This is a genomic window from Streptomyces sp. RKND-216 (assembly GCF_004795255.1).
GTDB lineage: Bacteria > Actinomycetota > Actinomycetes > Streptomycetales > Streptomycetaceae > Streptomyces > Streptomyces hazeniae.
In genome coordinates this window covers 2,541,718-2,554,196 of the sequence record NZ_SSBQ01000002.1, presented here as the reverse complement: position 1 = coordinate 2,554,196, position 12,479 = coordinate 2,541,718, and the positions used below count along the sequence as shown (strand labels likewise).

Below are 12,479 nucleotides of genomic sequence, written 5' to 3'. Positions count from 1 at the left end.
CAGGCGGGCGGGCGAGGGCTCTTGAGCTCCCGTCCGCCCGCCTCGTCGTGCACGGAAACATCGGAGGCGGCGCTGCACGCGCTGTGGCAAACGGCTCAATCAGTGACAGAGCGGTTGCCCGGCTCGTCACGGATGCCGTCTTGGCGTGTAAGTTCCGGGCCGGAAGAGCCACGAAGGGACCGATCGGTGAACAAGAAGCTCGCGGCCGCACTGACCGGAGGTGCGGCACTCGTCCTCACGCTGACCGGCTGCGGCGATGACGGCGCGGACACCGCGGCGTGGGCCAAGAAGGTCTGCGACAAGGTCAAGCCGCAGGTGGACAAGATCCAGCAGGCCAACAAGTCGATCAACGAGGCTTCGCAGCAGAAGAAGTCCCCCGAAGAGGTCCAGAAGATCGACTCGGCGGCCTTCCAGGACATCTCCGAGGCGTACAAGGCCCTGGCGGACGCCGTCGACGACGCCGGCATCCCACCGGTCGAGAACGGCGAGAAGCTCGAGACGAACGCGGTCGACGAGCTCAAGGGCCTGTCCAAGTCCTACGCCGGCCTCAAGAAGACCGTGGACGAGCTGGACACCGGCGACCAGTCCGAGTTCGCCGAGGGCCTCAAGGGGCTGGCGCAGGAGCTGGGCCGCCTCGGCGAGAGCGGCGACAAGTCGCTGCAGAAGCTCCAGTCCGGCGAACTCGGTCAGGCCATGTCGGAGCAGGAGGGCTGCCGCAAGGCCTCCCCGGGCAGCACGCCGACCACCTGATCCGCGACCGCTGCCCGCCCGGGTCCGCCGGGGGCTGCTCACCGGCGGACCCGGGCGTCACAATGGACGCCGTGGTCAACTCTGAAGGGTCCGCCGGCCCCGCCCCCGTCCCCGCGCCCGACTCCGCCGAACGGATCCGCGAGGCGCTGCTCGCCGCCCGGTTCACCCCGGACGGACTGCTGGAACTGCTGGGTGCCTCCGCGTACGCGGCGCTCGCCCGCAACGAGACCGTTCCCGCCCGCCGCGCCCTACGCGCGGAAGGCCCCCTGGAGACCCTCATCCGGCTGTTCCTGCTCCAGCGGCCCGTCCCCGAGGAGCAGGCCCGCGGGGCGCTGCCCCTCGACGCGGCGCTGAACGACGGCTGGCTGGTCCGCACCGACCCGTCCGCGGCGCCGCCCGGGGGCCCCGCGGTGCGCGCCGCCGTCGACATCCGCCCGTACGGCGGTCCGGACGGCGAGGACTGGTGGATCGTCTCCGACCTCGGCTGCGCCGTGGGCGGCGCGTCCGGCATCGCCGGCCAGTACGAGGACGTGGTCCTCGGTGTGGGTGGCGCGTCCACCACGCTGGCGGGGCTGACCGTCCGTACGCCCGTCGCGCGTGCCCTGGACCTGGGCACCGGCTCCGGCATCCAGGCACTGCACGCGACCCGCCACGCCGCCCGGGTCACCGCCACCGACGTCAACCCGCGCGCCCTCGCCTTCACCCGCCTGACCCTCGCCCTCTCCGGCGCGCCCGAAGCGGACCTGCGCGAGGGGTCGCTGCTGGAGCCTGTCGCCGACGAGGATCCGTACGACCTGATCGTCTCCAACCCGCCGCTGGTCATCTCGCCGGACAGCCGGTTCGAGTACCGGGATGGCGGCATGCGCGGCGACGACCTGTGCCGCACCCTCGTGCAGCAGGCCGCCGGGCACCTCGCCGAGGGCGGCCATCTCCAGCTCCTCGCCAACTGGGAGCACCGCGACGGAGAGGATTGGCGCGACCGGCTGAGGTCCTGGGTGCCCGCCGGATGCGACGCGTGGATCCTGCAGCGCGACGTGCAGGACGTCAGCCAGTACGCGGAGCTGTGGCTCCGCGACGCCGGCGACCACACTGCGGGGCAGACGGCGTATGAGTCCCGCTACGACGCCTGGCTGGACGAGTTCGCGGCCCGCGGCACCACGGCCGTCGGCTTCGGCTGGATCACCCTGCGCGCCACCCGCGCCTCGGAACCGTCGGTCGTCATCGAGGAGTGGCCGCATCCGGTCGAACAGCCGCTCGGCGACGTGGTGCGCGCCCACTTCGCGCGGCAGGACTTCCTGCGCGCCACCGACGACGCCGCCCTGCTCGGCTGCCACTTCACGCTGGCCGACGAGGTCGTCCAGGAGCAGGTGGGGTTTCCCGGGGCCGAGGATCCGGAGCACGTGGTGCTGCGCCAGAACCGCGGCCTGCGGCGCGCCACCCGGGTCGACACGGTCGGGGCCGGGTTCGCAGGCGTGTGCGACGGGTCGCTGCCGGCAGGGCGGATTCTGGACGCCATCGCCCAGCTGCTCGGCGAGGACCCGGTCCGCTTGCGCGACCGCACGCCGGAGGCGATCCGGCTCCTGGTCGGACAGGGCTTCCTGGAGCCGGTCCCGGCGCCCTGACGCGGCCGTACCCGGGCCGTACCCGCGCGCCCCGGCCTGCGGCCGCTCGGCCCGCACGCGCCGCCCCGGGGGCCCGTACGGTGTCCGGGTGTGCGCCATGCGGGCCATCGGGACCACACCGTTCGGGCGGTGCCGTTCATCCGACGTTCGTCGTACGGTCGCCCGCGGCTGCGAGCGTGCGCACCATGGGCGGCATGGAGAGTGGATCCGCAGCCTTCGCCGGTACGGCCCTCGCGGTCTTCGGCGTCGCGCTGCTCCTGTGGACCTCGACACGCACCCGGCTGCGGCAACCCGTGGCCGAGGGTGTGCACCCGGTGGCGGCGATCGCGCTCGCCGCCGGATTCGGCCTGCTCTCGGTGGTGCTGGGCTTCCTCCTGCTGACCCCGGCCTGATCCGCAGACGGGGCCCTCCGGGCCCGCCGCCTGCCGCTCGGCCCCTCGCCCGAAGCGGCCGGTGCCGTGCGCGGGAGCGCGGCAGGGCGGCAGGAAACCCGGTTGTCGGGTTACCGTTCGAGTGGCGCTGGAGCATTTTCCCGTTTGACACGGGGGCGGGCGGTACCGTCACACTCCGCAAGCGTCACCGAGACCGATGCCGACCGGAGAGAAGAGCCGAAGTTGTCCCCGACCAGCGAGACCACCAAGGGCGGGCGCCGACTCGTGATCGTCGAGTCGCCCGCCAAGGCCAAGACGATCAAGGGCTATCTCGGCCCGGGCTACGTGGTCGAGGCCAGCGTGGGACACATCCGTGATCTCCCGAACGGCGCCGCCGAGGTTCCGGCCAAGTACAAGGGGCAGCCCTGGGCGCGCCTCGGAGTCAACGTCGAGCACGATTTCGAGCCGCTCTACGTCGTGAACAGCGACAAGAAGGACCAGGTCAAGAAGCTCAAATCGCTGCTCGCGGAGTCCGACGAACTCTTCCTCGCCACCGATGAGGACCGCGAGGGCGAGGCCATCGCCTGGCACCTTCAGGAGGTGCTGAAGCCGAAGGTCCCGGTGCGCCGGATGGTCTTCCACGAGATCACCAAGGACGCCATCCGCGAAGCCGTCAACAACCCGCGCGACCTGAATCAGAAGCTGGTCGACGCACAGGAGACCCGCCGCATCCTCGACCGCCTCTACGGCTACGAGGTCTCGCCGGTGCTGTGGAAGAAGGTCATGCCACGGCTGTCGGCTGGCCGTGTCCAGTCGGTCGCCACCCGGCTCGTGGTGGAGCGGGAGCGCGAGCGCATGGCGTTCCACTCGGCCGAGTACTGGGACCTGACGGCCACCTTCGCCACCGTCGCGGGGGGCGGGGCGGACTCCTCGGACCCCGGCACTTTCGGGGCGCGGCTCAGCGCCGTCGACGGCCGTCGCGTCGCCCAGGGCCGCGACTTCGGCGCCGACGGGCGGCTCAAGACCGCCTCGGCGTCCGCGCAGGTGCTCCAGCTCGATGAGCAGGCCGCCCGCGCGCTGGCCGACGGCCTGGCGCGCACCGACTTCTCCGTCCGCTCGGTCGAGTCCAAGCCGTACCGCCGCTCGCCGTACGCGCCGTTCCGTACGACCACGCTGCAGCAGGAGGCCAGCCGCAAGCTGGGCTTCGGTGCGAAGGTCACCATGCAGGTGGCGCAGAAGCTGTACGAGAACGGCTTCATCACCTACATGCGTACGGACTCCACCACGCTCTCCGACACCGCGGTGGCCGCCGCGCGCGCCCAGGTCACGCAGCTCTACGGCGCCGATTACCTCCCCGAGCGGCCGCGCACCTACGCCGGCAAGGTCAAGAACGCGCAGGAGGCGCACGAGGCCATCCGCCCGTCCGGCGACCGCTTCCGCACGCCGGCCGAGACGGGCCTGACCGGCGAGCAGTTCAAGTTGTACGAGCTGATCTGGAAGCGCACCGTCGCCTCCCAGATGAAGGACGCCGTCGGCCAGTCCGTGACCGTGAAGGTCGGCGGACGCAGCGCGGACGGACGGGACGCCGAGTTCAGCGCCACCGGCAAGGTCATCACCTTCCACGGCTTCCTCAAGGCCTACGTCGAGGGCGCCGACGACCCGAACGCCGAACTCGACGACCGCGAGCGCCGCCTGCCCCCGGTCCAGGAGGGCGACGCGCTCACGGCCGACGACCTGACCGCCGACGGCCACGCGACCAAGCCCCCCGCCCGCTACACCGAGGCCACCCTGGTCAAGGAGCTGGAGGAACGGGAGATCGGCCGTCCGTCGACGTACGCGTCGATCATCAGCACCATCCTCGACCGGCGCTACGTCTTCAAGAAGGGCACCGCGCTGGTGCCCTCCTTCCTCTCTTTCGCCGTGGTGGGACTGCTGGAGAAGCACTTCGGCCGCCTGGTCGACTACGACTTCACCGCGAAGATGGAGGACGACCTCGACCGCATCGCCGCCGGCAACGCCGAGGCGGTGCCGTGGCTGCGGCGCTTCTACTTCGGCGAGGACGGCGCCGGTGACGGAGCGGCGAGCTCTGCCGCCGACTCCGGGAACGGTGACGGCGACCACCTCGGCGGCCTGAAGGAACTGGTCTCCGACCTCGGCGCCATCGACGCCAAGGGCGTCTCCTCCTTCCCCGTGGGCGAGGGCATCGTGCTCCGAGTGGGCCGCTACGGGCCGTACGTCGAGCGGCTCTCCGAGGACCCGGAGCAGCAGCCCGGCAAGCGCGCCGACGTGCCCGAGAACCTGCCCCCGGACGAGCTGACCGTCGAGCTGGCCGAGGAGCTCCTCGCCAAGCCCAGCGGCGACTTCGAGCTGGGCGAGGACCCGGAGACCGGACGGCCGGTCGTGGCGCGCGACGGCCGCTACGGCCCCTACGTCACGGAGGTGCTGCCCGAGGGCACACCGAAGAGCGGCAAGAACGCCGTCAAGCCGCGTACCGCCTCACTGCTGAAGTCCATGTCGCTCGAAACGGTGACGTTGGAGCAGGCACTGCGACTGCTGTCGCTGCCGCGCGTGGTGGGCGAGGACCCGGAGTCCGGCGAGGCGATCACCGCACAGAACGGCCGCTACGGGCCGTACATGCGCAAGGGCACCGACTCGCGTTCGCTGGAGTCGGAGGAGCAGATCTTCTCCATCACCCTCGACGAGGCGCTCGCCATCTACGCCCAGCCCAAGCAGCGGGGACGAGCCGCCGCGAAGCCGCCGCTGAAGGAACTGGGCACCGACCCGACCACCGAGAGGCCGGTCGTGGTCAAGGACGGCCGGTTCGGCCCGTACGTGACCGACGGCGAGACGAACGCGACGCTGCGCACCACCGACGACGTCGCGACGATCACGCCGGAGCGCGGGTACGAACTCCTCGCCGAGAAGCGGGCGAAGGGGCCGGCGAAGAAGAAGTCGACCGCGAAGAAGACGACCGCGAAGAAGTCGACGGCCAAGAAGTCCACGGCCAAGAAGTCGACCGCGAAGAAGACGACCGCGAAGAAGACGGCGGCCAAGAAGTCCACGGCGAAGAAGACCACCGCCAAGAAGGCCGCGGCGACGGAGAGCACCGCCGGGAAGTAGCCCGGGAAGGGCCCCCGGGGACGTACCACCGCGTGGAGCCGCGGGTCCGGCGCATCGCCGGGGCGTTCCCGGGCCGCCCGTAGGCGCGCCCCGTCCGGCCTGCGGAGGCGTGCGAATGTTCGGGCGGCCGCTCGTGCTGTCGGCGGCGCCCTATACGCTGGCAGGATGACGCGTTCAGAGCAGCCGACTGGCGTGGACACGGACAACTCCGCCGCGGACGACGCCCTCGCCGCGGACTCACGCGAGCGTGCCGTCGGCGCACTTCTTCGCTACGGCCCGCTACGGCGGTTGTGGAGCGCCCAGTTCACCGGCGGCGTCGCCGATGTCCTCGGACTGCTGGTCCTGTTGCTGCTCGCACTCAAGGCCGCCGCGATCGCCCCCGTCGTCGGCGGCGACCCGGTCTTCGGCGGCGGCTACCGCGGGGTCGCCTTCGTCGTGGCCGCCGTTTTCGGGGCACGCCTGCTGGCCACCCTGCTCTTCGGCGCCGTGCTGCTTGGTCCGCTCTCTTCGCTCACCGCCTCCGGCGGCCCCCTGGACCGGCGCTGGACGATGATGGTCGCCGACGGGCTGCGTGCGGTCGTGCTGATCATCGCCCCGCTGTGGAACGACTGGGTGCCGAGGACCGCCTTCGTCGCGATCCTGGCGACCGTCTTCGTCACCGGCGCCGCGGAGCGCGTGTTCGCCGTGGCCAAGGACAGCACCGCTCCCGCGCTGCTGCCTGCGCCCCCGCCGGAGGGCGCCGCCGTGCGCCCGCTGCCCGACCACGCCGACGCGCTGCGCCGCCTGTGGACGCGCACCGGCTTCGTCGCCTTCCCCATCGCCGCCGCTGGGCTGGTGGTGATCACGCTCGTCTCCAATCTGCTCGGTTCCGGCATCGGCTGGTTCACCACCCACCAGGCAGCGCTCGCCGGGTACGTCGCGGCCGGTCTCTTCGCCGGTTCGCTGTCCGTCCTGGCCTTCCTCGAACTTCCCGACTCCGCGACGGCGCGCCCCCGTTCGCCCCTCCAGGGCCTGCGCCGCCCGCGCAGGGACGACGCCCGGGAGAAGGGCCGCACGGGCGCGGTCCCCCTGCTCGTCCTCGGCTGCGCGGCGATCGCCGGCGCCATCGGCGCAGCCGTCTCCGTGGCCGCGCTGGAAGCCGCCAGCCTGGGCGGCGGCCCGGTGGCGTTCGGCCTGCTGGTGCTCGCGCTCACCGGCGGCACCGCCTTCGGCATCCGGCTCGCCCCACGCGTGCTGTCCGCCCTGTCCCGCCGCCGCCTGTTCGCCGTCGCCGTCGCCGTCACCGGCGTGGCGCTGCTCGCGACGGGCCTCACGCCGGACACCGCGACGATGCTCGGCCTGGCTCTGCTCTCCGGCCTCGCCGCGGGCGTCGCCGCGCACACCGGCCACACCCTGCTGGACCAGGAGACCGAGGAGCCCCGCCGCGCCCGACTCACCGCGCACCTTCAGGCCGTCGTCCGCGTCACGGTGGCGCTGGCCGCGGTCGTCGCACCCGTGCTGGCCGCGTTCATCGGCCCGCACCGCGTGCAGGCCGCCGACTTCGTCTTCGAGCACGACGGCGCCGCGTTCGTGCTGATGCTCGCCGGCGCCCTGCTGCTGCCGGTCGCCGCCGTCGTGCTCGGCCGCACCGACGACCGCCACGGCGTGCCGCTCCGCCGCGACCTGCGGGAAGCCCTGCGCGGTGCCCAGCCGACCCAGGCGCCCGCCGCGCGCGGCTTCTTCATCGCCGTCGAGGGCGGCGACGGCGCCGGCAAGTCGACCCAGGTCGAAGCGCTGGCGGAGTGGATACGCGGCAAGGGCCACGAGGTCGTGGTGACCCGCGAGCCGGGCGCCACTCCCATCGGCAAGCGGCTCCGCGCGATCCTGCTCGACGTCTCCTCCGCCGGTCTCTCCGACCGCGCCGAGGCACTGCTCTACGCGGCGGACCGGGCCGAACACGTCGACACCGTCGTCCGGCCCGCGCTCGAACGCGGGGCCGTCGTCCTCTCCGACCGCTACATCGACTCCTCCGTCGCCTACCAGGGCGCCGGACGGGACCTCTCGCCCACCGAGATCGCACGGATCTCCCGCTGGGCCACGGACGGTCTGGTGCCCCACCTGACCGTCCTGCTCGACATCTCGCCGCAGACCGCGCGGGAACGCTTCACCGAGGCCCCGGACCGGCTGGAGTCCGAGCCGGACGCCTTCCACCAGCGCGTCCGCTCCGGCTTCCTGTCGCTGGCCGCTGCCGACCCCGCCCGGTACGTCGTCGTCGATGCCGGTCAGGAGCCCGAGGCCGTCACCACCGTCGTACGTCACCGGCTGGACCAGGTGCTGCCGCTCTCCGAGCAGGAGGTGCAGGCCCGCGAGGACGCCCGCAGGGCGGCCGAGGAGGAGGCCCGCCGCCGCGCCGAGGAGGAGGCCGCCCGAAAGGCCGAGGAGGAGCGCCAGGAGCGGGAGCGGCAGGAGCAGTTGCGCAGGCTCCGGGAGGCCGAGGCGGAGGAGAAGCGCCGCCAGGAGGAGCAGGAGCGGCAGCAGGAGGAGGCCCGCCGCGCGGCGGAGGCGCGGCGGCGTGCCGAGGAGCAGCGCCGTCGCGCGGAGGAGGAGCGCGAACGCCGCGAGGCGGAGGAGCGCACCCGCCGCGAGGAGGAGGAACGCCGTCGCCGGCTCGCGGAGGAGGAGACCCGCCTCCGTGCCGAGGCCGAGGAGCGCCGCCTGGAGAAGCAGCGCAAGGCGGAGGAGTCGCTGATGCGGGCGGAGCAGGCACGGGAGGCCGAATCCACCCGCCGCGAGGACGCCGCCGAGACCGCCCCGATGCCGCGTATCGACATGCGCAAGGACACCGCGTCCGGGCCGGCCCACGAAGGCGACCCGGACAGCGAGGAGACGACCCAGCTCCCGCAGCAGCTGCCCGGGGCCGATGCGCCGGCCGAGGACGAGACAACCGTCCTCCCCGCCGTCTCGCCGGACGAGGAGACCGCGGAGGTCCCCCAGGTCGAACGCACCCGGGAGATGCCGCGCGTCGAGGACGAGTCCGGCCAGGAGAACGGCGGGCGGAAGGGCCGCCGCCGGCGCCGCGAGTGGGCGGAGGAGACCCCGCTGGACGACATGCCGACGCTCGCGGACGAGTTGCTCGGCTCGCGCGACGAGGACGAGGACCGGGGCGACCGCTGACGCGGCGGCCGCAGCGGTGGCACACCGCGCCCGCTTCCGCCCCACCGGTACGCGGCGGACGCCGGGCGGGGAGCACGCACGGGAGCACCCTGCACCACGCCGGTGAACCGCAGAGCACGTCGGCGGCGCGGGGCGGACGAGCCCGTTCGGTGGCCCCCGACGGGGTCCGCCTTCGCCCCCACGGCCGTTCCCCTCCCCGGAAGCGGCCGCCGGACGCCGCGCGTCGTTCCGGCTGACCGGGCATGTTCCCGGCACCGGCAAGGAGCTGTCACAGGCGTCCCGCACAATGGGAACCGCACAGCGCAGCGCACGTCGCGGAGAGGACGGCCCCACATGCCCGTTTGGGACGACGTCGTCGGCCAGGCGCGGGCCGTCGAGCAGCTTGCCGCCGCCGCCCGGGACGCGGACGCGTACGTCACCGCGGAGGCAACCGGCGAGCCGGTCGCCCTGTCCGGCTCCGCCATGACGCACGCCTGGCTGTTCACCGGCCCGCCCGGCTGCGGCCGTTCCACCGCCGCCCGCGCCTTCGCCGCCGCGCTCCAGTGCGTCAGCCCGGACCGTGCCCTCGGCGGGCAGCCCGGCTGCGGCTTCTGCGACGGCTGCCACACCTCCCTCGTCGGCACGCACGCCGACGTCGAGGTGGTCCGAACCGACCTGCTCACCATCGGCGTCAAGGAGACCCGCGACCTGGTGCGCCGCGCCCAGATGTCGCCGGCCGGCGGACGGTGGCAGGTGATCGTGCTGGAGGACGCCGACCGTCTCACCGAGGGCGCGGGGAACGTGCTGCTGAAGGCCGTCGAGGAGCCCGCGTCGCGCACCGTGTGGCTGCTGTGCGCGCCGTCCACCGAGGACGTCCTGCCCACCATCCGCTCCCGTTGCCGCACCCTCTCCCTCCGTACGCCGCCGGTGGACGCCGTCGCGGACATGCTGGTCCGCCGGGACGGCGTCGAACCGGGCCCGGCCGCGGCCGCCGCCCGCGCCACTCAGGGGCACATCGGCCGGGCGCGCCGCCTCGCGACCGACGAGCGGGCCCGCGCCCGTCGCGCCGCGGTGCTCCGCCTGCCGCAGCGCGTCGCGGACATCGGCGGTGCGCTCAAGGCGGCCCAGGAACTGGTCGACGCCGCAGCCGAGGACGCCAAGCAGGCCGCGGAAGAGATCGACGCGAAGGAGACGGAGGAGCTGCGGACCGCACTCGGCGCCTCCGAGGGGAAGCGGCTGCCGCGCGGCACCGCGGGCGCGATGAAGGAGCTCGAGGACCGGCAGAAGCGCCGTGCGACCCGCACCCAGCGCGACTCCCTCGACCTGGCCCTCACCGACCTGACCGGCTTCTACCGCGACGTGCTGGCCAGACAGTTCGGCTCGACCGCGGCCCTCGCCGACGAGGAGGCCGGCGACGCCGTCACGCAGCTCGCCGCGAGCTCCCGGCCCGAGCAGACGCTGCGCCGCATCGAGGCGATCCTGGAGTGCCGTACGGCCCTGGACCGCAACGTCGCGCCGCTGCTCGCGGTGGAGGCCATGGCGATGTCGCTGCGCGCGGGCTGACCACTTGTCCGGATACGCTCCGAAGATCGACCCGTATCCGGTTCGCTCCCGCGACCCGCCGCCAACCAAGGGAAACGTTCGTCATGGAATTCAGGCGTGTGCTCCGTTCCTCCACAGCCGTCGTGGTCGGCGCCGCGCTGCTGATCTCCGGCTGCACCTCGGATGACGGCGGGTCGGACAAGTCGGAGAGCAAGCAGCCGCTGCCCACCAGCACCCGTCCACCGGGCGGTGACGCTGCTCCGCTGCGTCCCCTGCCGAAGAAGATCCCCGCCGTCCTGCAGACGTACTACGAGCAGGACCTGAAGTGGGGCGAGTGCGGCACCATCGGCTTCGAGTGCGCGAACCTCACCGTGCCACTGGACTACGACGACCCCTCCGCGGGCTCCGACCTCCAACTCGCTGTGTCCCGCAAGAAGGCGCCGGGCGGGGGCGACCCCGTCGGCTCCCTGATGGTGAACCCGGGCGGCCCGGGCGGGTCCGCGATCGACTACCTGCAGCAGGCCGCTGCCGTGGGCTTCCCGCCCGAACTCCGCGAGAACTACGACATCGTCGGCATGGACCCGCGCGGCGTCGGACGCAGCGAGCCCGTCGAGTGCCTCTCCGACCGGGAGATGGACGGCTACACCCGCACCGACCAGACGCCCGACGACCCGGGCGAGGTCGACGAGCTGGTCACCGCGTACAAGAACTTCGCCGAGGGCTGCGAGCAGCGCACCAGCGGCCTCCTCGCGCACGTCTCCACCCGCGACGTCGCCCGCGACATGGACGTCCTGCGCGCCGCCCTGGGCGACGAGAAGCTGTACTACTACGGCGCCTCCTATGGCACCTACCTGGGCGCGACCTACGCGGGCCTCTTCCCCTCCCGCACCGGCCGCCTCGTGCTCGACGGCGCGATGGACCCCTCGCTGGAGGCCGTCGACATCAACCGGCAGCAGACGGGCGGCTTCGCCACCGCCTTCCGCGCCTTCGCCGAGGACTGTGTCGAACGGCGCAACTGCCCGCTCGGCAACGGCACCACCCGGCAGGCGGGCAAGAAACTCGGCGCGTTCTTCGAAAAGGTCGACGACAAGCCGCTGGAGACCGGCGAGTCCCGCACGCTGACCGAGTCGCTGGCCACCACGGGCGTCATCCAGGCCATGTACACACAGGTGTACTGGCCGCGTCTGCGCGCCGCTCTCGCCGACGGGATGGAAGGCGACGGCGCTGGCCTGCTTGCCCTCGCCGACGCCTACTACGAGCGCGCGGCCGACGGCTCCTACGGCAACATCATGTTCGCCAACCCGGCCGTGAACTGCCTCGACCTCCCGCCGGCCTTCTCCGGCCCGGCAGAGGTCAGGGACGGGGTGGCCTCCTTCGAGAAGGTGTCCCCCGTCTTCGGCCGCACCTTCGCCTGGGCCTCGCTGAACTGCGCCTACTGGCAGGTCGAGCACACGGGCGAGCCGCACCGCATCGCGGCGAACGGCGCGGCGCCCATGATCGTCGTCGGCACCACCCGCGACCCGGCCACCCCGTACGCCTGGGCCCAGGGCCTCGCCGGCCAGATGAAGACCGCCGACCTGCTGACCTACGACGGCGACGGCCACACCGCCTTCATGCAGGGCAGCCGCTGCATCGACGAGGCGATCACCCGCTACTACGTCGACGGCGACATGCCGCCCGAGGGCAAGCGCTGCTCCTGACACCCCTCACCCCCGGGGTGCCCCCGGTCCGGGGCATCCCGGCAAACCCTGTAGACTTCATCCCGCTGCTCACGCCACCATGGCACGAGCACACGCCGCCTTAGCTCAGTCGGCCAGAGCGACGCACTCGTAATGCGTAGGTCAGGGGTTCGACTCCCCTAGGCGGCTCACTTGAACCCCAGGTCAGATTCCTCTCTGACCTGGGGTTTTCTGCTGCAGGGGGCATGGAGGGGTCGGGAAGC

7 protein-coding genes and 1 tRNA gene are annotated in these 12,479 nt (G+C 72.9%); all 8 read left to right on the top strand.

The features are described 5' to 3' along the window. Positions 1 to 186: 186 nt before the first annotated feature. The 8 genes from E4198_RS11290 (at position 187) to E4198_RS11255 (ending at position 12,405) form a co-directional block, all read left to right on the top strand. Positions 187 to 750 carry a small secreted protein gene (locus E4198_RS11290; protein ID WP_136183041.1) on the top strand — a complete coding sequence of 188 codons (564 nt, stop codon included), beginning with the start codon at positions 187 to 189 and terminating at the stop codon, positions 748 to 750. 71 nt (positions 751 to 821) lie between these two features. Then, positions 822 to 2,372, top strand: coding sequence for a class I SAM-dependent methyltransferase (locus E4198_RS11285; RefSeq protein WP_247597633.1), 1,551 nt, complete (start codon positions 822 to 824; stop codon positions 2,370 to 2,372). Positions 2,373 to 2,566: 194 nt separating this feature from the next. Continuing rightward, a complete protein-coding gene (locus E4198_RS11280) occupies positions 2,567 to 2,764 on the top strand; it encodes a hypothetical protein (protein WP_136183039.1) in 198 nt (65 codons plus the stop codon). Between the two features lie 222 nt (positions 2,765 to 2,986). After that, positions 2,987 to 5,863 carry a type I DNA topoisomerase gene (gene topA / locus E4198_RS11275; RefSeq protein WP_136183038.1) on the top strand — a complete coding sequence of 959 codons (2,877 nt, stop codon included), beginning with the start codon at positions 2,987 to 2,989 and terminating at the stop codon, positions 5,861 to 5,863. A 165-nt stretch (positions 5,864 to 6,028) separates the two neighbouring features. Then, positions 6,029 to 9,016: a dTMP kinase gene (tmk, locus tag E4198_RS11270; protein ID WP_136183037.1), complete on the top strand. Its 2,988-nt coding sequence runs from the start codon at positions 6,029 to 6,031 to the stop codon at positions 9,014 to 9,016. A gap of 333 nt (positions 9,017 to 9,349) precedes the next feature. Then, entirely contained in the window at positions 9,350 to 10,558 is a 1,209-nt protein-coding gene (locus tag E4198_RS11265) for a DNA polymerase III subunit delta' (protein WP_136183036.1), read from the top strand. A gap of 83 nt (positions 10,559 to 10,641) precedes the next feature. Further along, complete coding sequence (locus tag E4198_RS11260) at positions 10,642 to 12,237, top strand: alpha/beta hydrolase (protein WP_136183035.1); 1,596 nt, start codon at positions 10,642 to 10,644, stop codon at positions 12,235 to 12,237. Positions 12,238 to 12,331: 94 nt separating this feature from the next. Then, a tRNA-Thr gene (locus E4198_RS11255) sits at positions 12,332 to 12,405 on the top strand. Positions 12,406 to 12,479: the final 74 nt, after the last annotated feature.

What these genes read in the sequence shown, in the direction of transcription:
- E4198_RS11280 (WP_136183039.1), top strand. Translation starts at nt 2,567, where the DNA reads ATGGAGAGTGGATCCGCAGCCTTCGCCGGTACGGCCCTCGCGGTCTTC.
- tmk (WP_136183037.1), top strand. Translation starts at nt 6,029, where the DNA reads ATGACGCGTTCAGAGCAGCCGACTGGCGTGGACACGGACAACTCCGCC.
- E4198_RS11265 (WP_136183036.1), top strand. Translation starts at nt 9,350, where the DNA reads ATGCCCGTTTGGGACGACGTCGTCGGCCAGGCGCGGGCCGTCGAGCAG.
- E4198_RS11260 (WP_136183035.1), top strand. Translation starts at nt 10,642, where the DNA reads ATGGAATTCAGGCGTGTGCTCCGTTCCTCCACAGCCGTCGTGGTCGGC.